This window comes from Singulisphaera chitinilytica, assembly GCF_049331405.1.
Taxonomy (GTDB): Bacteria; Planctomycetota; Planctomycetia; order Isosphaerales; family Isosphaeraceae; genus PoT.
This window is the reverse complement of record NZ_CP186274.1, coordinates 3,720,495-3,741,927: the sequence shown is the minus strand read 5'-3', so window position 1 is coordinate 3,741,927 and position 21,433 is coordinate 3,720,495. Positions and strand designations below refer to the sequence as shown.

Below are 21,433 nucleotides of genomic sequence, written 5' to 3'. Positions count from 1 at the left end.
TGTCCCTTCGATCGCTTGAATCAACGAGAAAGCCCTCGCCGACTTCGTGGTGAAGTCTGCGAGGGCTTCGATTTTTTCAGAGCTTCCCCGTCGATTTCAGCCAAGGCGGAAGAGGTCGCCGCCGCCGCCAGGGCCGCCCTTGCCACCCTTGAGGGGGATCTTACGCTCCGGCTTGGGCGGAGCCGGCGTTTCTTCCTCCTCTTCCTCCTCGACCACGGGCGCGGCAACGGTGGGAGTCGGGAGGGGACGGAGGGAGAGCGAGATCTTCTTGGCCTCGGGCTCGATCCTGAGGATGCGGACCTCGACCTCCTGCTCGGGCTTGACGATGTCGGCCACGCGGCGGACCCGGCTCGGCGAGAGCTCGGTGATGTGGATCAGGCCCTCGATCCCCGGCTCCAGCTCCACGAAGGCGCCGAAGTCCATGAGGCGGGTGACCTTGCCCGTGACCGTGTCGCCTCGCGCGAATTTCTCGCCGACGCGATCCCAGGGGCTCGGCGTGAGCTGCTTGAGACCCAGGCCAACCTTCTTCGTCTGGCGGTCGATCTTGAGGATCTTGACCTCGACCTCCTGGCCGACCTTGACGAACTCGCCCGGGTTCGACGTCCTGGCCCAGCTCATCTCGCCGACATGGAGCAGGCCATCGACACCGCCGATGTCGACGAACGCGCCGTAGTCCTTGACGGAGCGGACGACACCCTTGCGGACCTGCCCTTCCTCGAGCGCCTCCCAGGTCTTCTCTCGCATCTCCTCGCGTTCTTTCTCGAGGAGATCCCTGCGGGAGACGACGAGGTTCCGCTCGCGCTGATTGGCCTCGGTGACGACGACCCTCAGCTTCTGATTCACGTAGATCGAGGCGTCCTCGACGCGGTTGATGTCGATCTGGCCGATCGGCAGGAAGCCGCGAATGCCGTCGACGTCGACGTCGAGTCCACCCTTGTTCGTCTTGGTGACGCGGGCCTCGACAATCAGGCCTTTGCGGAGGTTCTCCCAGTTCGCCTCGACGGCCGCTCCCTTGAGGGAGAGGATCAGCAGACCTTCCTCGGCGTCGAAGTGGTCGACGACCACCTCGATCATGTCGCCCGGATTGGGAAGCGTGCCACCGAGCTGGTCGACCGGCAACACTCCTTCGCTCTTGGCGCCGAGGTCGACGAAGACGCTCTTGCCCCGGATCCCGATGACCTTACCCTGCTGAGGCCCTCGGCGGTCCTCCTGACCTCGGCCTCCCTTGGGGACGTGCGCCCGGTCGGCCGCCCGCGTGCGAGGGCTCGCCACGTCGAACTTCGACGAGTCGAACCCGGCGAGTGCGGCCTCGAGTTCGGCCTCGAGTTGTTCGTCCCACTGCCTCTTGAGCGGGACCTCCTTGGGTGGCCCCGAGGTCACCGCATCGAGGGCTTCGTTAATCAGCTTATCCGCATTCGTCGGGTTGAATTTCGCGTCGGACATGGGGAAACATCCCGTGCAATCTGGAGTTAGGTCCGGATTGGACCTAAAGAAGAGCCTTGAGCCTAGCAAGTCCGGCACGAGGACCGCTAGCCGTCTCGAGGAGGTCGAAGCCACGAATCCGGACGTGCAGGTTGGGACCAAGCCGTTCGGTTCAGGCCGTTTTCGGCCGGTTCCCCTTGGTTTCGGGCTCGTCGACGAGTTCGAGCGTCGACCAGAGGCTCGGATTCTCGCCGATCGGGAACTCGCGGCCGACGGTCATGAACTGATCGGATAATTCGGCATCCGAGACCTGATAGGCGAAGCCGAGTCGACGATTCGTCTCGGGGTCGAAGCCGTTGAGCGCCTCGGCCGGCAGGAAGATCTCCATCCGCCAGCCATTCTTGAGTCGCTCGGCTTTCGCAATAACAGCATCGGCCTTGGACATCGGAGCATCGGCCACCGCGCGAGCGATCGGCTTCTGCGAAACGGTCACGTTCAACGCAGAACGCGCCCCCTGAGACTGAAGCTTGGCCGAGAACCGATGGCAGAACCGCGTGGCCCGGCTCACGTTGCGCGTGTCGCGGGTGTCGACCCAGAGCTGGAACCCGTCGATCCCCTCCGGGCGATCGCCCGATCCGACGCCCGCGGAGGTCCCCGTCGTCTCCACCTGCACGGCGAGCCCGGCCGGGTTCCAGGCGACGCGGACTTCGGCCCAGGGTTCGTCGCCATCGAGCCGAGTCGTTTCCGGCAAAGCGGCCGAGGCGGGCAGGTCGAGGAGCCTGCCTTTCGCGTTAGCCTTGGGAATGCCTTCGATCCGAGGGCATTGAACCGAGAGGCGAAACCAGAACGCCTGGGCGATTAGCGGTGCCGACATGGATGCTCGCTCCCTCGTTCAGTCAGCAGTCAGACGGGCGGCCGAGGCGTTGCATTTTATCGCGCGAGCTTTTCGATGGAACCCGCGTCGGCCTTGATGCGGCCGAGGAGATTGACCATCTCGATGGCGGCGAGTGCGGCCTCGCCCCCCTTGTTGCCCAGCTTGAGGCCGGCACGGTTGAGCGCCTGCTCGACCGATTCGGTCGTCAGGACGCCGAAGATCACGGGGACCTTGGCGTTCAGACCAGCCTGCAGGACCCCGCCGGCTGCCTGGCCGGCGACATGGTCGTAATGCCCCGTCTCGCCGCGGATCACGCAGCCGAGGCAGATCACGGACGCATAGCGTCCCGTCTCGGCCAGCTCGCGTGCGATCAGCGGGATCTCGAACGAGCCGGGGACCCAGGCCACGTCGACGCGAGAGTCGTCGACTCCGTGCCGCCTCAGGCTGTCCAGGCAACCGGCCAGCAGGGCCTCGGTGACCATGGCGTTGAATCGCGCGACGACGACCGCGAACCGACCGGGAGGCGGGGAGAAGTCCCCTTCGAATATCGTCATGGCTCTTCGTTCGTCTCGTCTTGGGCTGTCTTGACGGCGTTGTCTCGATCCGGACTGCAGACGCGCCGGACGCGGGATGGGTCCCCGACGATGTTCCAGGAACATCTGCCGGAAGGCCGATCCCGCGTCCGGACGATTTCAAGGTCATGATACCGCGAAGAGCGAACCTAAAGGTATCGGAGGCCCGATCAAGACAGGTTCATGCTCATGAGGAATTCCGCGTTGGACTTGGACTTCTTCATGCGTCCCGTGAGGAGTTCCATGGCCTCGACCGGGTTCATGTCGTTGAGCACACGTCGGAGGATCCAGACGCGACGCAGTTCCTCGGGATCCATGAGGAGCTCTTCGCGGCGGGTGCCCGAGCGGTTGACGTCGATCGCCGGCCAGACTCGCTTGTCGACGAGCCTGCGGTCGAGGTGCAACTCCATGTTGCCGGTACCCTTGAACTCCTCGAAGATGACGTCGTCCATGCGGCTGCCGGTGTCGACCAGGGCCGTCGCCAGGATCGTCAGGCTGCCCGCCTCTTCGATCTTGCGGGCGGCACCGAAGAACCGCTTCGGCTTCTGCAGGGCCGAGGCGTCGATACCGCCGGTGAGGATCTTGCCCGAGTGCGGGGCCTCGGTGTTGTAGGCGCGGGCGAGTCGGGTGATCGAGTCGAGGAGGATCACCACGTCGCGGCCGTACTCGACCATCCGCTTGGCCTTCTCGATCACCATCTCGGCGACCTGGATGTGCCGCGAGGCGGGCTCGTCGAAGGTCGAGCTGATCACCTCGGCGGTCGGGCCCTTGACGGACCGTTCCATGTCGGTGACTTCTTCGGGACGCTCGTCGATGAGGAGCACCATGACGTAGGCGTCGGGGTGGTTCGTCAGGACGCTGTTGGCGATCTTCTGGAGAAGGATCGTCTTGCCCGTGCGGGGCGGGGCGACGATCAGGCCGCGCTGGCCTTTTCCGATCGGGGTGACCATGTCGACCACCCGCATGTTGATCTCGTCGACCCCAGTCTCGAGCTGGATGCGGCCGAGCGGGTGGAGCGGGGTCAGGTCGTCGAAGCCGACCTTCTCGCTGAGCTTATCGGGGTCTTCGTAGTTGATCGCCTCGACGCGGAGGAGGGCGAAGTATCGCTCATTCTCCTTGGGCGGGCGGATCTGGCCGGCGACGATCGCACCCGTCTTGAGGCCGAAGCGGCGGATCTGGCTCGGCGAGACGTAAATGTCGTCGGGGCAGGGGAGGTAGTTGTAGTCGGGGCTCCGGAGGAAGCCGAAGCCGTCCGGCAGGACTTCGAGCGTCCCCTCGCCGAACATCAGGCCGTTCTGCTTGACCCGCTCCTTCAGGATCTTGAAGATCAGATCCTGCTTCTTCAGGCCGGTGTACTCGATGACCCCTTCCGCCTTGGCCGTGCGGATGAGCTGGGGCATGGTCATCTTCTGCAGCTCGGTGAGGTGGATCTCGCCGCGCTTGATGTCCTCGTAGCGGTCGTGGATGGCCGCGTCCCCGAAGACATCCTCATCCTCTTCATTGAAGCCGGGGCCCCCGGCGCCGGGGGCGGCGTCGCTGGCCGGGATGGCCGTTTCACGTTCGGGCCGCGAAGCGATCGGCTCGCGCTCGGTCCGTGAGACCGGGGTGAACTCACGCTCACGCTCGCCGCGGTCGCGGTCCCTGCTGTCGCGACCGCCGTGGTCGCGGTCGCGGTCGCGGGAGAACGAGGGGATTTCCCGGTCGCCACGCTCTCGGCTCGAGACGTTCAGGTCATGATCGCGGCCGCGGTCTCGATCGCCACGCTCGACGCGGTCGCGAGAGACGGGAGCCGAGTCACGCTCGCGGAGGGGGGCGCCACCGGACTCACGCTCGCTGCGATCACGAAGCCGCTCACGGACGGGCAGGCCGGGCTCACGCTCGCGGACGTAGCGGATGGGCTCGCGATCCGCCGGCCGCTCCTGGGGATACGGCTCGCGTTCGACCCGATCGCGATAGTCGTTGGAGCTTACCGGCGTATCGACGCCTTCGGCGGGCGTATTCGCGACGGGCGGGGTTGTGGTGACCTCTTCGGCGGCCGGCGAGGGGGCGGGAGGTGTGTTATTAGAAGCGCTAGCGGCCTTACGGATGCGGGAGGTGCTGGAGGACTCCCGGCGGGGGCGAGTCTCATTGGCCATGGCGATCGATACTCCTCGTTCGGATCGGACTCTTGTAGCCACGGTTAGCCCCCGGGCCTCGTAGCGGGCTCGGGACAGAACCGACCACGCGGGGGGACATCGAATCGTCCGGCCGCGCGGATGGGGAAGACAATGACTTTAGGAGGGACTCGGCTTCACAATCGGCGGAAGCCGCAACCGTGACATCGGACCATCAGGGACATCGAAGCGACAGACTGGCTAATCAGGACGAGTCGGGACCTCTCGACTCAGGCAGGCTGAGGGGCCTCGGCCGGGGGGTCGTGCCCTTGCCTGCTCGGGCGGAACTCGACGGGCACCGGGTTCGTTGCGGAGGAAATCAGCCAGGACCAGAGAACACGTAACTTGTCTTGAAGGGTCTCGATCCCATCACTGTTATTCACGACCGCGTCGGCCTTGGCCTTCTTCTTCTCGACCGGCCACTGGGCGGCCTCGCGGGCGGCCATGACCTCGGGCGTCCACCCCCGCTGGGCGTTGACGCGGGCCAGGCGCTGTTCGCGAGGGGAATCGACGAAGATGACCTTGTCGCAGAGCGACTCCCAGCCGACTTCGAGCAGGATCGCCGCGTCGAGCACGATCGCGGGGGACCGCCCCTGGCGGACGACCCGGGCGATGGCCTTCTCGAACGTCCGAAGCATGCGAGGGTGAACAAGCGACTCGAGGTCTTTGAGAGCGTTCGGGTTGTTGAAGACGATCGCCCCGAGGGCGCCGCGATCGATCACGGGCTCCTCTTGTGATTCGTCACCAACCGCCAGGATCTTCTGACCGAATCGAGAAATCACGTCCTCGCGGACGGGCCGTTGATTCAGGAGGGCATGCCCCACCGCGTCGGCATCGAGGACGAACGCACCCTGCTCGGCGAAGAACTTCGAGACCAGACTTTTGCCGCTGCCAATGCCCCCGATCACCCCGATGACGGGGATCTCGCCATGCTTCCACATGGGACGCATTCGCTGTCGTCGCGAAGGGAATTTCCTGCGAATCCGCGAGTCCATAGTTTTCCTTGACCAGCCTTGCGCTGCGAATTGACTCTCGACGACGCGCGTAGGGAAGGGCGTGTCTTCTGCGAGCGAGTGACGTTGATCACGCTGGAGTGAGATGAGGGCTTGGCCCGCTCCAAGTGTCTCGTCGATCGTCTTGTGAAAGCCTCGTTCCAGCCGGGGAGCGGCGGAGTTTCCCAATCGAACTTCGGAGTCAGATCTGATTCAGGGTTGGAGGGTTCCCGAGGGTGTTGTGTAACCGGCGGCGATCCTCCCCGCCCAGGGCGTCCGACGGCTCGCACGGGCCGTCGGTGGAAGGCATCGATACCGTGAAGGGGGCTTATGGTGAAGCGAGAGCGGATCTCTATGAGACGGTCACTGTTTATACGCCATCTCTACTTCTACTGCAATGGGATTCACCCGATTCTCTGGCAATTTCCGACTCGACGTGCGAGGGCGCCGGGGGTGAGGGTTGTATGACCATTCGTTTTGATCATCCCCATGAATCATCTCGCGTGACCATGTCTTAAGAAGGTGCCGGCCCGCCCCGGCATGGGCCGGGGAAGTGCGACATTCCGCGGGAAAACCTCGGCCGTTTCGCGAGCGGGTCGGGTCTCAGATCGGCTCGACGTCCAGCCAGTTGGGGCCGGCGGCGATGTCGACCTTGAGCGGGACCTTGAGGTCGAGGGCCGAGGTCATCTCCTTGCGGACAAGGTCCCTGAGGGCCGGCAGCTCGGATTCCGGCAGCTCAAAGACGAGTTCGTCGTGGATTTGTAGCAACATCCGGGCCTTGAGACCCTGACACCGGATCTCCCGATCGACCGCGAGCATCGCCCGCTTGATCAGGTCGGCGGCCGACCCCTGGATCACCGTATTGATGGCTGTGCGCTCGGCCAAATTACGGTTATGGCCGGTCGTCTTCTTAATCCCGTTGATGGGTCGTCTGCGTCCCAGGATCGTCGAGACGTAGCCGGCGACGAGGGCGTCCTCCAGGGTCTTGGTGATGAATGCGTCAACGCCTGCATATTCCTGGAAATAAGCTTCAATGAACGCATCGGCATCGGTCTGGGGTATGCCGAGCCGGCTGGCAAGCCCGTAAGGGCTCAGGCCGTAGATGACGCCGAAGTTCACGGTCTTGGCCACCCGCCTCTGCGCCGAGTCGACCTTGTCCTCGGCCGTCTCGAAGATCTTGGCCGCGACCGCCTGGTGGATGTCGCGATCCTCCTCGAAGGCCTTCATGAGCGCCGGGTCTTCGCAGTAGTGGGCGAGGATCCGGAGCTCGATCTGCGAATAGTCGGCCGTCAGGAGCAACCAGCCCTCGTGGCCCGGGATGAAAGCCTGGCGGATCTGCCGCCCGTCCTCGGTCCGGACCGGGATGTTCTGGAGGTTCGGGTCGCTCGAGCTGAGCCGACCGGTGGCGGTGACTCCCTGGTTGAACGACGCGTGGACGCGGCCGTCGCCGGGATGGACCAGATCCGGCAAGGCATCGAGGTACGTGCTCTTGAGCTTCGCGAGCTGGCGGTGCTGGATCAACAGGCGGGGGAGAGGATGCTTCGCCGCCAGCTCCTCGAGCACTTCCTGCGAGGTGCTCGGCTCTCCGCCCGGCGTCTTCTGCAAGGAAGGGAGCTTCAACTCCTCGAAGAGGATCTGCCGGAGTTGCGGGCCGGAGCCGATGTTGAACGTCTTCCCTGCTAAATCATAGATCTCGCGCTCGATCGAGTCCAGTCGGGTGGCGAAATCGTCGGAGAGACGCTTCAGGAGCGGGAGATCGATCTTGATCCCCTCCGCCTCCATCCGGGCGAGAACCTGGATCAGGGGCCGCTCGACCTCGGCATAGAGACCCCAGAGGCCTTCGTCCTTGACCTTAGGGGTCAGGATTTCCTCGATCCGCCAGGTGGCGTCCGCGTCCTCGCAGGCGTACTCGGCGACCTTGGCAATCTCGATCTGGTCCATCGTCTTCTGCGACTTCCCGCGCCCGATCAGGTCGGTGATCGGGATCATGGTGTGGTCGAGGAGCCGGTGCGAGAGCTGGTCGAGGTTATGGTTCCTCTCGCCACTCTCCAGCAGGTAGCTCAGGACCATCGTGTCGGTCACGGGCCCCGCAATCTCGATCCCGGCGCGTTGGAGCACGAGCATATCGTACTTGAGGTTCTGGCCGATCTTCTCGACCGCCGGGTCCGTCAGGAAGGGCCTGAGGGCCTCCAGGGTCTCCTTCGTGTCGAGATGGTTCTCCCCCTTGGGCCCGAGCGTCGGCAGGTAGTAGCCGAGGCCCTCGGCCCACGAGAAGGAGAGGCCGACGAGGTCGGCACGCAGGGGATCGAGCGCGGTCGTCTCGGTGTCGAGGCAATAGCGCTTCTGCTGTCCAAGCTCGCCGAGGAAATCCTTGAGGCGTTCGGGCGTGTCGACGATTTTGTAGTCGGTCTTCCAGACGGCCTGAGGGCGATCCTCCTCGGCGGGCAACTCGGCGATAAACCCGTGGAAGCCGTTCTCGATGCAGAGGGTTTTCAACACCTTGGCGTCGGGCGTCCGCAGGTGGAGCGACTCCCAATCCAGCTCCAGTTCGAGATTGTCGCGGAGTACGATGAGCTGCTGGGCGCGTCGGGCCGTGTCGGCGAATTCGCGGAGGTTCTCCTTACGCTTGGCTCCCGAGACCTTCTCCACGTTCGCGAGGAGCGACTCGAGGTCGCCGAATTCCTCAAGCAGCTTCGCCCCCGTCTTGAGGCCGATGCCGGGCACGCCGGGGACGTTGTCGGACGTATCTCCGGTCAATGCCAGGAGGTCGACGACCTGCTCGGGGGCGATCCCCCAGTCCGTCTTCAGGGCGGGGACGTCCAGGATCTTCTTGGTCCGCAGGTTGAGGATCTTGATGCGGTCATTGAGGAGCTGACGCGCATCCTTATCCGCCGTGCAGATATAGACCTCGAACCCTCGCTCATAGCCCCGGCGGGCGAGCGTGGCGATGATGTCATCGGCTTCCATCCCCTCGTGCTTCACGACCGGGACCCGGAACCCTTCGAAGACGCGCTGGATGACCGGGATCTGCGGCACGAGCTCCTCGGGCATCGCCGAGCGTTGGGCCTTGTACTCGGGGAAGATCTCCGAGCGGAAGACCTTGCCCGCGCCGTCGAACGCGGCGACGAGCATGTCCGGCTTGCGGTCACGCAGGAGATTCAACAGGTCGCGGAAGATCCCGAAGACGGCCTGGGTCGGCTGCCCGGCCGGCCCCGTCATCAGGGGGATGCCGTGGAAGACCTGATAGATCAAGGAGTAGGCATCGAGCAAGTACAGGGATGGCGCCGACTTCCGACTCGGCTCTGGGGCCGCCGGTTCGGGTTCGGGCGCGGGATCGAGGAAGTTCGCCTGTTTACGTCCTTGCTTCATGCGCGGGCGACCGGAGAGATGATGGGGAGGGGAGTTCGTGCGGGAATGACCTCAACTTAAGGAGCAGGTTCCTACCGTGTCAAGTGGATCAAGCCCCGCGACAAGTCTCCTCGGCGAGATCCAAGGTCCGGGGTGAAATCATTTTTGACCGCATCCGATCGATGACGTAAAATTACGTACGATCGGAACTTTCTCGGCGATCCGCCGTCTAATGCCAGTAAGAAATCGACGTTTTTTCTTCGCTTCGTCCGACAACGCCCTTCCCGTGTGACATAGTTTCCTCAAACCGGCGGATCGGCAGCGCAGTTCGCCCCGCGATCCGGTCGGAGGGAGTGCTGACCCATGGCTGCTGCAAACGAGTCGCAAGGCCTCAAGATTGCCGTGGCGGCCTTCGTGGCGCTAACGGTCATCCTGGCCGTGACCGCATACTTCCTCTACTCGAACTACGACCAGGCCTCCGCGCAGCTCGCCAAGGCGCAGGACGAGCTTGGCAAGTCGAAGCGAGCCCAGGATACGCTGTTAACGCAATACGAGGACCTGGCCAAGAAGATCGGCGCGCGGACGCAACAGGCCGAAGAAGTGACCGCCGAGATCAAGGCCGCCGAGAAGAAGATCACCGACGAGATCGCCTCCGTTGCCCCGATCGTCAATGATATGGTGGGCAAGGTACAGGCGGCGGGCGGGGCTAGCCCCACCCTGGATGAGACCAAGAATACCGCCGCGAACCTGATCGGCTCCTACCAGAGCGAGCCGAATAAGAACTTCATCGCGACGGCCCTTCGCCTCACCGAGCTCCTCAAGAATCAGGCCAAGCTTTCGGCGACCGTCGCCACGTCCTACGTCGACCTGAAGCGGAGCCTCGAGTCGGTCAACGTCGTGAACAAGCAACAGCTCGACGTCGAGACCAAGGCGAAGAACACCGCCCTCGCCGACGTCTCCGACGAGCAGAACAAGCACACCGAAGCCCGCGCCGACCTCCTCACCAAACTCGAGCAGTATCAGGCCGACATCGCCAACAAGGCGACCGAGATCGCGACCCTGACGACCCAGATCCGCCAGCTCAAGGAAGACACCTCCAAGAAGCATGGCGACCTGCTGAACGTGATCCGCGAACTGCAGGACTTCAAGGCCCAGAAGGAACAGGTCCTCGACCGTCCTGACGGCGTCATCACCTATGTCGACGCCGGACGCAACGAGGTCCGCACGAACCTGACCTTCTCGATGGGCGCCCGGCCGCAGATGAAGATGACCATCTTCGACAGCGCCTCGCCCGGTATCCCGACCGAGAAGCCGAAGGGGACAATCGAGCTGACCTACGTCGGTGATCGGTACAGTCTTGCCCGGATCACCGAGGTCAAGAGCTCGATCAACCCGTTCCGCGTCGGCGACATCGTGTACTCCCCCGCCTGGTCCCCGAACGAGCCGATGCGTTTCGCCCTGATCGGCAAGATGGACGTGAACCGGGATGGCAAGGATGATCGCGCCGACCTCATCCGCCTGATCGAAGCCGCCGGCGGCATCGTCGACTACGACCTCCCGCCCCCCTTCGCCGGCCGCGAACGTGGCAAGATCTCGGGCCGCGACGCCTGGTACATCATCGACGAGCGCGTCCCCCTGCGGGGTTATGAGAACCAGAAAGAAGACGCGACCCCCGAAAACGCCGAGTTCCTCAAGAAGCGCTCTGCCGCGGTTCGCGAGGCTCGCGACAATGGTGTCCGCCCGATGCCCATCGAGCGCCTCCTGAACTTCCTCGGATATGACTTCCACGCTCCGACCCAAGGTCGTATGGAAGCCGTCGATAAGGAAGCCATGAAGACGCTGGGACGCCCCCGAAACGAAGCGGCCAAGAAGGCGGCCGCCCCTCAGCCCGCTACCGACGAGAACGCGACCCCGAAGGAAGAGGCGATGCCGAAGGATGAGGACAAGTAAGTCCACCTCAACTTCGCCTCACTCCTTCATCGACCGACGACAAATAGGCCTCGGGCATCGAATTTCGATGCCCGAGGCCTTGTCATTTGTTGCGAGCGTCAGGTCGTCGATCTCAGCGATTCTTGAGCGGGGTTACGCTGCGGTTGGGCGGACCGATGTAACGAGCCCGGGGCCGCATGAGGCGGTTGTGGTCGAGTTGCTCGACGATGTGGGCCGCCCAGCCGGCGACGCGGGCCATCGCGAAGATCGGCGTGTAGAGCTCGATGCTCAGGTTCATGTAATGGTAGAGGCGGGCGCTCGGCCAGTCGACGTTGGGCGGCAGGGCCTTCTGTGTCGTGACCGCCTTCTCGATCGGCTCGGCGATCCGCTCCCAGCGGTCGTCTCCGACCTCGGCCGCGAGCTTCGTGCAGTATTCCTTGAGGATCCGGGAGCGCGGGTCGCCGGTCTTGTAGACGCGGTGCCCGAAGCCCATGATCCGCTCCTTGCGGGCGAGTGCGTCCTGGATCCAGCGCTCGGCGTTCTCGGGGGCTCCCACTTGCTCGAGGACCTTCCAGGCTTCTTCGTTCGCCCCGCCGTGGAGCGGTCCCTTAAGGGTCCCGATCGCCGCCACGATCCCGGAGTAGATATCCGAGAGGGTCGAGACGGTGACGCGGGCGGAGAAGGTCGAGGCGTTCAGCTCATGCTCGGTGTAGAGGACGAGCGAGAGGTCGAACGCATGTCGCATGGTCTCGGAAGGGACCGAGCCGTTGACCATATTGAGGAAGTTCGCCGCGTGGTCGAGGTCTCCACGGGGCTCGACGAGGGGGAGTCCCTTGACGATCCGATCGTGGTAGGCGACCGCCGTCGGCATCTGGGCGATCATCCGTTCGGCCTTGCGAACGTTCGCCGCGTGGTCGCCCGGGGGTGCGTTCACGTCGGGGTCGTAGTGCGAGAGCACGCTGACCGACGTGCGAAGGACGTCCATGGGATGGATCGTCGGGGGAATCTTGCGGAAGAGATCGACGAGCGGGTCGGGCAGGGCACGTGCCGCTCGGAGCCGGGCATCGAAGTCGCGAAGCTGGCTGGCGCTCGGCAGGTCGCCGTGGAGCAGGAGGAACGCGGTCTCCTCGTAGGAGACGACATTCGCCAGGTCTTCGATCCGATAGCCCCGGTATTCGAGGCCGCCGGAACCTTCCTTGCCCTCGAGGTTCGCGATCGCCGTCTCGTTGGCGATCACGCCTTCCAGCCCGGGATGATATTGATCCGTCGACTCTGCGCTCATACGCCACTCCGCTGGTTAGTAGCCCGGCGCTCGGCCGCTCTCGGCGTCGCCGGGCGGAAACCTCGATCCAGAGCCGGTCCTTACATACATCGCGGCTACGCGGCCGGCTTGCGGCTTACGCCCGCACACGACCAGGAGGGGAGGAAGGACGCTCCGATAAGGAGGGTCATCGGCAATTTCGGAAAGATCCTCGACGACGGCCGACGAATTTCGTCGAGGAGGACACAATCTGATTCGACCAACGAGCTTGATTTCTAACAGGTCGCCCCTCGAGTTCCCAGATCCTAAACGAGTTCGCGCGAGGATTGCGGGCCGGCCGTCGCGACGAGGCCGCTGCGCTCACCCTCTTGGCCGCATCTGCGACGCCTCGTCATCGATGCCGAGCAGTTGGCGGATCAAGTCCACGTCCTCGATCTCGAGTGTCATGAGCCGCGAGGCCAGGCCGTCGATCAGACTGAAGAAACTCTGCAGGGCATCGAGTCGCCCCTGGAGCCCCGCCAGGTCGGGATCCTGCTGGACGCGGTGGACGCTCCGATCCAGGACGAGTAGGGTGGGGTCGAGCTCGCGCCGCTTCCTCTCCGAGAGGATCCGTCGGAAGAGGGTCCAGACGTCCGTCTCGGCCCGGTAGAACTCCCGGCGCTCACCCTGACGGTGGATCTTGTGAACGACGCCCCAGGCCATCAGCTCGCGCAAGTTCATACTGACATTGCCGCGCGAGACCTGGAGACGGTCGCAGAGGGCCTCGGCCGTCCATTCGGTCCCGGAGATATAAAGAAGGGCAAATAGTTCGCCCATGGTGGCGTTGATGCCCCAGGAGCGGGCCATCATGCCCCAATGCTCGACGAACTCGCGGATCAGACCGTCGCTCCGGGGATCGGCGGCCCGGACTTCTTCCGGAGGCGATGGGGGAATGGGCTCGCCTGAGTCTTCAGTCGGCATCGGAGGATCCATGGGGCGTTTGGTTGGGTCCGGGCGACGGGAGGAGCCCTCCGGCAAAGGACGGCCCGCCGTCGCCAATGCGTCGCACGACGTCGCATCGAAAGCCCGCGAGACCCAGGGCTCGACGCCACTCCAGCGTTTGCCAAGACCGTTGTGAGCCCGGAACCTTGGTTGTACGCGTTATGCGGGCGCCGGACAATCGAAATCGCCTCGCCATGAGGATGTTGCTGGGAAAATACTTAAGGTTCCGCGCGAAATTTCAGGTACAATAAAATGCATGCCCAGTCGCTCGGTCCCTTGATCGGCGATTCCCGGGCCTTGAGTCCCGCCCGCTTTATTCGGACGGTCACTCCCACTCGAAGAGAGGAGTTTCCCCCATGCCTGAGACCGTGGTCCACTTTCAAATCCGGATGCCTCCAGTCTTGCATGAGCAGTTGGCGAGCTGGGCGAAGGAAGACAAGGCGTCCCTCAACGCGCTCATCGTCGGCATCCTCGAGAAGGCGATCGAGCAGCACGAGGCCAAGTCCGCCCCCAAAGAGTAAGTTTCCGGCCGACCGCGACCTCCTCGTTGGGAGTGTGCCGGCCCCGGGACCACAGTGGACCGTCGACGATGGCCCGGCGCATGCGACGTAGAAACGCTCTCTTCGAGGCGATGTCGCTATCGAACGACGGTCCCAAAGAAATGGTCTTGATTCCCTCGGGCCGACCCGGTATTCTAGGCCCATCGATTCCCCGATAGCTCAATCGGTAGAGCGAGCGGCTGTTAACCGCTAGGTTCTAGGTTCGAGTCCTAGTCGGGGAGCTTCGAAACGAAGAAGGCCCGTGGCACACGCCGCGGGCCTTCTTCGTTTGTCCACCGAGCCTCGATCATCTCTCCAACTGGCGACAGGGAACCCTGTCCCAATTCCAAACTGTTTCTCCTACCTCCTCGATCATGTTGCCTACCGCCGCGTCGCGCTCATGCGAGATCCTCTCGGAGGAGACTTCCCCGAGGATGCTCGAGAACCGTCATCGGCTTGGACCATGCGATACGACCACAGGCCTGCGCCCAGGCTGTAGATGTTGAGTCGAGTAGCTCCGACACCACGAGGGCGATAGGACGACGTGTCGACTTCGACCCAAGTGGCCGTTGAGACTTACGGCAGGCTTATCGGAGGGATTCATCAAAACCGCACAGCTTCACACGATCATTCAAAATCATTTTGCTATTTTTTAGTAAAGGCTTGATTTTCGCTCGAGGTTCGCATCGATCCATAACGATCGACATCCCGTTCGACAATCCACTTCATCTCACTCCTGTTCCCGCCAACACTACGTCCGCCCGCAGAAAAAAGGGGGGGGGGAACGGGGCTACAATTCGACCCTGCCCAATGCTCGCATCGCCACGCCCAAAGTCGGCGTATGTGAGGTCATGATCCGAACCAACGACAAATTCCCATTATTGATGCGCAAGCTTGCGTGCGTTCGACTGAGATGGCTTTCGCCTCGACTTGAGACCCTGCCGGGCGAGGCCGCAGAGGACTCCGGTGAGGAGGTGTGCTAGCGAGGAAGGTTCCGGGACGGGCGGCGCGGGAGTGGAGGGCGTCGCGACGAACTGGGTGCCTGAATCGGAGAAGGGGGCGCCGCTGTAGACGAACGAGGTGCCTTCCAGGAACGCCGGGAAGAAGGGCGAGGCTTTCGCGAGTTGCTGCGGAGTCTCGGTGCTTGTGAATTCAAACGAGAGGGACTGATCCGGCGCCAGGGCGTTGCCGGCGGAATTGGCGACCCACTGGATCGCGAATCCGTCATCGGCACCAGTGTTCGTGACGTGGTCCGTCCATCCTGCCGGCGACATGACCGAGAGCGGGGCCGAATCGAGGAAATCCTTGCCGGGCACCCACGCGAACCAGAACGTACCGATCGGTGCGGGACTTGCGCCAGAGTTCGACAGGGTGACTTTGTAGTCGAAGACCCCTCCGCCCAGATCCGTGGCGTCGATGGTCGCCGCAGGGTCAACGATGGGCCCGGCGCTGGCAGCAGAGGCCAAGGCGCCGAGGAACATAACAGCTCCGAGATGCACAATCCTTCTCATCGAAATGCTCCCGATCCTTCAGGCCTTTCTGGCCCCGACGGTCGAGCTCGAATCCGCAATGGCGATGAGGATCCTCCTCATCATTTCGAACCGACGTACCGAGAGTGCACCTAGGGAGGAGGATGGTTGAAACTTTTTTCAGAAAACGGGACTTTGATGACTCGATGACAAAATGGCGGGCCCTGAGATCGGCCCGAGACCTCGCCGATCTCGAAGGTGGCCATGCACCGCAGAAAATCAACCGGGGCAGCGATCAGCGGTCTGCTGAGCGTTGCCCCGGTGTCGTCGTCAGGCTTAAGTTAGAAGGAGGGAGCGTTCGAGAGCATCGAACGAGAGCTCGTCAAAACAGGACCGGCTTGCCGACCTTTCGGCGAACGCCAACGAATTGCCCGCAATGCAAGAGCCCGTGAGTGCCGACCATCAGCAAGACGGCGCCAACGGTCGGGGCATAAGCCCTGAGGAACTCGGGGCCAGGGGCGTCGAGGTCCGCGTCGCTCAGGCTCGCGAGGACCTCTTTCGAGGCCTGACGCTGGGCCGCGGCCAGGTGCCGATACTCGGCTTTCGATAGGAACCGACCCGAGTCATCGGACGTCGCAGATTCCTTGTCGTGGGCCTCCTCGAAACCTTCGGGTAAGGCAGGGCTCACCCCCGGGCGGATCGACTCGATCATCCTGCGTTCGCCCAGGATCAGGTGTCCGAGCTGCCAGGCAATGTGGTTCATGCCATCGACGGCCCGGATCAGAAGTTCGTGGTCCTGAAGGTCTTCGACGTACATCCCGATGATGCGGTCGTTGGCTTCCCAGGTCCGCAAGATCACGTCCTTGGCTTGCACCTTCGCGTCTCCCCGGCCTATTTAACTTCGACGAGGCCAACCGAACATCAGGGCTTCGTCGCGAGCGACTCTTCCATTGTGAAATCGGCGATGAAGAGCTGACTCTTCTTATCCGCCGTGCGACCGCTCGAGGTCCACATCAGCTTCGTGCCGTCGGGGCTGAAGACGGGCAGGCCGTCGAACCCTTCGCGGAAGGTGATGCGTTCCTCGGTGCCCGTGTCCACGTTCATCAGGTAGAGCTCGTAGTTCTGATGACCGTGCTTGCTGGTCGCATAAATGATGTGCTTGCTGTCAGGGTGGAACGAGGGGCCCCAGTTGACGAACTCGTTGTTCGTCAGGGCACGCTCCTCGGTCCCCTCGGTGTTGTTGATATAAATCTGGAGCAGGTCGTTGTCCTTGCGGTCGCTCCGATAGATGATCCGCTTGCCGTCCGGCGAGAAGAAGGGGCCGCCGTCGTAGCCCTTGGCCTTCGTGATGCGCTTGGGATTCTTGCCGTCGGCGTCCATCACGTAGATCTCGCCGTCGCCGTCGCGGAACGACGTGAAGACGATCTTCTTGCCGTCGGCGGAGTAGCTCCCCTCGGCGTCATACCCCTTCGTATCGGTGAGCCGGACAAGGTTGGAGCCGTCGGGGTTCGCCCGGAAGATATCCATGCTCTCGGGGAACTCCCACTTGTACCGCTCGGTCCTGCTGTAGGCGGGGGTCCGGGGCCCATCGGGCTTGGCCGGGTCGAGGTGAGTCGAGGCGAACAGGATCGACTTACCGTCGGGATGGTAGTAGGCACAGGTGCACTGGCCCTTGCCGGTGCTGACCATCAGCGGCTTGGCGTCTTTGGAAAGCTCGGAGCTGAAGATCTGGTAATCGTCCTGGTTCGGCGCGGGGGCCAGGAAGATGGTCGGAGGTGGGTTCTGGACAGCCTGGAAGATGATCGCCTTGCCGTCGGGCCGGAAATAGCCCTCGCCGGCCCGCGCGAAGCCGAACGTCACCTGGCGGATATCCTTCAGGTGGGTCGCTTCCTTGGCGGCGACCTCTTCCGGATTGCTGGCCGCCGGATGTTGCGCCGTGAGGAGAGCCGTCATCATCATGGGGATGAGCATTGGCGATCGACTCCTTCAGATGTTGTGCGTGGCTCGCGAGCGACCCGACCCCTCTTCACCTTTCCCGGGGGGACAGGTTGACCTAGTATAAGACCCACCCCCCATGCCGCCAATGGCTCGAAGGGGGCGCGGATTTCCAACAGCAACGGCTGGCGGGGGCCAACCCTCTTGAAGATCTACACGAAGACGGGCGACGACGGCTTTACGGGTGTACTCGGGCCCGGTCGATATGCCAAGGACGACCCCAGGATCAGCGCCTACGGCACGGTGGACGAGTTGAATGCCGTCCTGGGACTCGTCCGCGCGCAGAAGGTCGACGAGGATCTCGACGCACTCCTCGCGGCGCTCCAGAACCAGCTCTTCCTGGTCGGAGCTGCCCTGGCTGATCCCAAGCCCGGAGGTCCTTTCCACGACGCCGTGACCAACGACCATGCCTCAAGCCTCGAAACCGAGATCGACCGGTTCGAAGCCGAGCTACCCCCGCTGACCCAGTTCATCCTCCCCGGCGGCTCCGTCGCGGCGGCCCAGATTCACCTGGCGCGGACGGTCTCGCGACGCGCCGAGAGGGAAGTGGTGGGGCTCGCCCGAGATCCCGAGGGCGACGTCCCGAAACCCCTGCTTGTCTACCTGAACCGGCTCAGCGACCTCCTCTTCGTCCTCGGGCGCGTCGTCAACCAGAGGGCGGGAGTTCCCGACGTGACCTGGAGCAAGCCATGAGTTCGCAAGAGCCTGCCGTCCTCATCACCGGAGGCCGGCGAGTCGGGAGTGCGCTCGCGAAGCGCCTGGCGAGCCGAGGCTCCCGGATCGCGCTGACTTACCACACGAGCCGGGAGGCCATCGAGCGAACGGTCGGCGAGATCAACGAGGCGGGAGGCTTGGCCACGAGCGTCGCCGCCGACCTCTCTCGTGCTGACGAGGCCGAGCGGGCCGTCGCGCATGTCGTCGAGCAGTTCGGCCGGATCGATCATCTCGTGAACATGGCGAGCGTCTATCGTCGAACCCCATTCTCCAGGCTCAAGCCCGCCGACTTCGACGACATGATCGCCGCCAACCTCGCCGGCCCCTATCACACGTCGATGGCGGCCGCCCGGAGGATGCAAGGGCAGGAGGCCCGCGACGGGATCCAGGGCCGCATCATCAACTTCGGCGACTGGGCCACCGACCGGCCCTACAAGAATTACCTGCCCTACCTCATCGCCAAGGGGGGCCTGGCGACGATGACCCTGGCCCTGGCCAAGGAGCTCGCGCCGACGATCCTGGTCAACCTCATCCAGCCCGCGATGATCGAGCCCCCCAGCGACTTCAGCCAGGACGACTGCGACGCCGTCGTGGCCCAGACCCCGCTCGCCCGCGTGGGCACGCCCGAGGACGTGATCGGCCTGGTCCTCTACCTCCTCGAAGGCACGACCTTCGCGACCGGCTCCTGCATACGTGTCGACGGCGGGCGGTTCCTGGGCGTGGACTGAGCCCCAAGATCCGCAAAACCAAATGAACACATCCTGATTCGATCAACGTTTCTTGGTCTTCCCCTGATACTTCTTGAGCGCGTTCTGCATCATGTCGTCGGTCTCGCGGACTTCCTTGGCCCGGGTATCCTCGGTACTCGGGGCCACGGGGACCTGCGAGCTTCCGCAGCCGGGGATCGCGTTGTAACAGAGGAACAGGAACGAGGCGATGAGCAATCGACGCATGGAGTGGGGATCCTGCCTCAGATTAAGATAAGAAAATGAACGAGCGCAGGCCCGATACCCGGAGGATATCGGGACTGCGCTTTCGACTCAAAATAGCTTCGCGATCAGAAGGCGTCGGAGCTGACGACTTCGCCGCCGGCTCGCGTGCCGAGGGCCCACCAGGTGACGGGGTTGATGCTGTCCTTCATGAAACGGACCGATCCATCGGCATAGGCTTCCACGACGCCGCCCGGGTGATTGCTGTTCGGTGGGGCGCTGCCGAGGGGGCCGACGTAATAGAGATTGCTGTCGCTGTAACCGCCCTGATACGTGGCTTCGCCGGGATTCGTGCAGGCGATCTGGTTCGGCGGCCCGAAGTGATTATAGGAGTTGGTCACGAGGTAGATCGGGAAGGCGGCGATCCACATCTGACCGGCGGCACCGCCGTAGCGATTCGTCGTCGTCCCGGCGATGCTGTTGCAACCCTGGACGTACGACAGAAGCGTCGCCTGATTCGAGGGATAGGGGGCCGACACGGGGCTGTGCCATTCGCCTCGCTTGTAGAGGTTGCTGCTACGAGTGAAGTAGTAATTGGTCGTCCCGACCAGCCGTTCGCTGATCAACCCGGTGTTCGAGGTCCCGTCGGTGATCGAGGCGATACGCACCGGGGCGTAGGTCGGGCTCAGGCTCGTGGCCGCCTGCATCCAGTGGTTGGCGATCGGGACGATCGTGCCGCTGCAAGTGGACTGGGGGCCGGGACCGCCGTAACTGCCGACGTAGTTCGTCGTGCCGTAGTAGAAGGACGTCCCCGTGATCTGCCGCAACGGGTCGGTGACGCTCTCCGATGGGCAGGCCAGGATGTTCAGCTTGGACATGGCGACGGTGGTGTTCGCCCAGCCGTTACCCGTGGCCGAGGCCGTCATCGGGTCGTCGCTGAAGTTGTAGGCGTTGAACATCGGTGCCTGCTCGGTGTACTGGAGCAGGGGCACGATCCAGCTGATGCTCCAGCCCGTCTGCGAGTTGTCCTTCTGGCCAGTGGGCGGGATCATCGACTGCGCGGGGAAGGTGCCGTTGGCGCTCTCGTAGTTGTGGACGGCCAGGGCCAACTGCTTCAGGTTGTTGGTGCACTGGGCGCGACGGGCGGCCTCGCGGGCGGCCTGGACGGCGGGCAAGAGCAGGGCGATGAGGACCGCGATGATGGCGATGACCACCAGCAACTCAATGAGGGTGAAGCCCCGCGAACGATAAGGGGACTTGACACGTGTCAGCTCTCGCATGCACAACTCCTCGTTGATTCAGATGGGGAAAAAGAGCGATCCTCGAACAGGAGAAGGAAAACTCGCGGGTCGGCTTCCGCGAATCTGCGCGTCACATGCGTTCCAACTCACAGTGAATCACAGGAACATGTCTTCCGAACCAGGACTCAAGTCCCTGCTAACATCATAAGCGGCACTTCAAGGGGCTCGGCTCGCGATTCCCACGAAAACCGCCGGGCTGACCGCTCGCGAGATGCATGCGCGGCACCCCTCGATCGCGAGGCGGACGCCCATGCAATCGTGCTCGCTGAACGCTCAAGCCATTCGCTGACAATTGCGATCGGGATAAGACCGATCAGTTGCCGACCCGACTCCAGGCGAGAGCCTGACACAGCTGGGGGGGATGCCAGTTCAGCCAGGAATGCACACGCCGCACCCTGGCCGATCAGGGCAAGCCAACACGAAGCTCTAATGAAAGCGACATCGAACCTAGGCAATTCGGATGCCATTGAATAGCTCGCGGCCCACGAATCGGCCGCCTCACGCCGCGCGAATCTCGACGTATTAGAATATAATTCTACAAGATCGAGGGCACGCAAAGTCGCCTTCGAACGTGCGGCAGCTCATGCTTTCGTGACTGCGGCTAGAGATGATCACAAAGCATTTCGCGACCTTCAGGACGTTCCCCGCCCTTACGTAAATGCTTCCCTACATTAGTCTGAGAACAATTCTTAAGTCCGGTATACGCCGCGGCCGGAGGACGTTGAAGCCTCGTTTCAATCGATTCAACAAAGCAGCCGGATGCCTCGCTTCCTTGATAGATCCCCGGATCTCGGTTCGTAGTTGATCCATTGAAAATCGACATAAAGTCACGAGCCTGAAAGACATCTGTAGGTTTAATTTATTAGGACTTGCCATGCCGAAGTCTCCAGCATTTCCTGCCGAGAAAATATGCAGTCTTGGGGTTATTTGTCTAAGTCGGAAATTGTCGGGTGG

The 21,433-nt window shown here is 63.2% G+C and carries 17 protein-coding genes and 1 tRNA gene; 5 read left to right on the top strand and 13 right to left on the bottom strand.

The genetic code is table 11. The annotated features are described in order from the left end of the window. Window positions 1–96: 96 nt before the first annotated feature. From ACOYYX_RS15095 to polA, 6 genes are all read right to left on the bottom strand, one after another. Window positions 97–1,443, bottom strand: a complete 1,347-nt coding sequence (locus ACOYYX_RS15095; RefSeq protein ID WP_422930735.1) for a 30S ribosomal protein S1 — start codon at window positions 1,441–1,443, stop codon at window positions 97–99. Between the two features lie 151 nt (window positions 1,444–1,594). Then, complete coding sequence (locus ACOYYX_RS15090; RefSeq protein ID WP_422930734.1) at window positions 1,595–2,296, bottom strand: hypothetical protein; 702 nt, start codon at window positions 2,294–2,296, stop codon at window positions 1,595–1,597. A 56-nt stretch (window positions 2,297–2,352) separates the two neighbouring features. Further along, a complete protein-coding gene (ribE, locus tag ACOYYX_RS15085; protein ID WP_422930733.1) occupies window positions 2,353–2,850 on the bottom strand; it encodes a 6,7-dimethyl-8-ribityllumazine synthase in 498 nt (165 codons plus the stop codon). 188 nt (window positions 2,851–3,038) lie between these two features. Continuing rightward, window positions 3,039–5,003, bottom strand: a complete 1,965-nt coding sequence (rho, locus tag ACOYYX_RS15080; RefSeq protein WP_422930732.1) for a transcription termination factor Rho — start codon at window positions 5,001–5,003, stop codon at window positions 3,039–3,041. 248 nt (window positions 5,004–5,251) lie between these two features. Next, a complete protein-coding gene (gene coaE / locus ACOYYX_RS15075; protein WP_422930731.1) occupies window positions 5,252–5,962 on the bottom strand; it encodes a dephospho-CoA kinase in 711 nt (236 codons plus the stop codon). Between the two features lie 654 nt (window positions 5,963–6,616). Further along, window positions 6,617–9,382 carry a DNA polymerase I gene (polA, locus tag ACOYYX_RS15070; protein WP_422930730.1) on the bottom strand — a complete coding sequence of 922 codons (2,766 nt, stop codon included), beginning with the start codon at window positions 9,380–9,382 and terminating at the stop codon, window positions 6,617–6,619. Window positions 9,383–9,724: 342 nt separating this feature from the next. Here polA and ACOYYX_RS15065 point away from each other — a divergent pair, with 342 nt between their 5' ends. Then, window positions 9,725–11,311, top strand: coding sequence for a hypothetical protein (locus ACOYYX_RS15065; protein ID WP_422930729.1), 1,587 nt, complete (start codon window positions 9,725–9,727; stop codon window positions 11,309–11,311). A 112-nt stretch (window positions 11,312–11,423) separates the two neighbouring features. Here ACOYYX_RS15065 and ACOYYX_RS15060 read toward each other — a convergent pair whose 3' ends face one another. Both ACOYYX_RS15060 and ACOYYX_RS15055 read right to left on the bottom strand, forming a co-directional pair. Then, window positions 11,424–12,572, bottom strand: a complete 1,149-nt coding sequence (locus ACOYYX_RS15060) for a citrate/2-methylcitrate synthase (RefSeq protein ID WP_422930728.1) — start codon at window positions 12,570–12,572, stop codon at window positions 11,424–11,426. A 339-nt stretch (window positions 12,573–12,911) separates the two neighbouring features. Beyond that, on the bottom strand, window positions 12,912–13,511 hold the full coding sequence (locus ACOYYX_RS15055) for a GbsR/MarR family transcriptional regulator (RefSeq protein ID WP_422930727.1): 600 nt from the start codon (window positions 13,509–13,511) through the stop codon (window positions 12,912–12,914). Between the two features lie 377 nt (window positions 13,512–13,888). Here ACOYYX_RS15055 and ACOYYX_RS15050 point away from each other — a divergent pair, with 377 nt between their 5' ends. Together ACOYYX_RS15050 and ACOYYX_RS15045 are read left to right on the top strand one after the other, a co-directional pair. Beyond that, the gene (locus ACOYYX_RS15050) at window positions 13,889–14,053 is read left to right on the top strand and encodes a toxin-antitoxin system HicB family antitoxin (protein WP_422930726.1); all 165 of its coding nucleotides are present in this window, start codon (window positions 13,889–13,891) and stop codon (window positions 14,051–14,053) included. A 187-nt stretch (window positions 14,054–14,240) separates the two neighbouring features. Further along, window positions 14,241–14,313: transfer RNA gene (locus tag ACOYYX_RS15045), tRNA-Asn, on the top strand. A 636-nt stretch (window positions 14,314–14,949) separates the two neighbouring features. Here the strand turns inward: ACOYYX_RS15045 and ACOYYX_RS15040 are convergent. From ACOYYX_RS15040 to ACOYYX_RS15030, 3 genes are all read right to left on the bottom strand, one after another. Continuing rightward, window positions 14,950–15,582 carry a hypothetical protein gene (locus ACOYYX_RS15040; RefSeq protein WP_422930725.1) on the bottom strand — a complete coding sequence of 211 codons (633 nt, stop codon included), beginning with the start codon at window positions 15,580–15,582 and terminating at the stop codon, window positions 14,950–14,952. Between the two features lie 340 nt (window positions 15,583–15,922). Next, complete coding sequence (locus ACOYYX_RS15035; protein WP_422930724.1) at window positions 15,923–16,414, bottom strand: DinB family protein; 492 nt, start codon at window positions 16,412–16,414, stop codon at window positions 15,923–15,925. Between the two features lie 47 nt (window positions 16,415–16,461). Next, window positions 16,462–17,511 carry a TolB family protein gene (locus ACOYYX_RS15030; protein ID WP_422930723.1) on the bottom strand — a complete coding sequence of 350 codons (1,050 nt, stop codon included), beginning with the start codon at window positions 17,509–17,511 and terminating at the stop codon, window positions 16,462–16,464. 168 nt (window positions 17,512–17,679) lie between these two features. On the opposite strand from ACOYYX_RS15030, the gene ACOYYX_RS15025 reads away from it, so the two are divergent. Next, on the top strand, window positions 17,680–18,228 hold the full coding sequence (locus tag ACOYYX_RS15025) for a cob(I)yrinic acid a,c-diamide adenosyltransferase (protein WP_422930722.1): 549 nt from the start codon (window positions 17,680–17,682) through the stop codon (window positions 18,226–18,228). After that, window positions 18,225–18,977, top strand: coding sequence for an SDR family NAD(P)-dependent oxidoreductase (locus ACOYYX_RS15020; protein ID WP_422930721.1), 753 nt, complete (start codon window positions 18,225–18,227; stop codon window positions 18,975–18,977). The genes ACOYYX_RS15025 and ACOYYX_RS15020 overlap by 4 nt, the downstream gene beginning before the upstream one ends. A 42-nt stretch (window positions 18,978–19,019) precedes the next feature. Here ACOYYX_RS15020 and ACOYYX_RS15015 read toward each other — a convergent pair whose 3' ends face one another. Both ACOYYX_RS15015 and ACOYYX_RS15010 read right to left on the bottom strand, forming a co-directional pair. Beyond that, on the bottom strand, window positions 19,020–19,202 hold the full coding sequence (locus tag ACOYYX_RS15015; protein WP_422930720.1) for a hypothetical protein: 183 nt from the start codon (window positions 19,200–19,202) through the stop codon (window positions 19,020–19,022). A 104-nt stretch (window positions 19,203–19,306) separates the two neighbouring features. After that, a complete protein-coding gene (locus tag ACOYYX_RS15010; RefSeq protein ID WP_422930719.1) occupies window positions 19,307–20,458 on the bottom strand; it encodes a DUF1559 domain-containing protein in 1,152 nt (383 codons plus the stop codon). Between the last annotated feature and the right edge of the window lie 975 nt (window positions 20,459–21,433).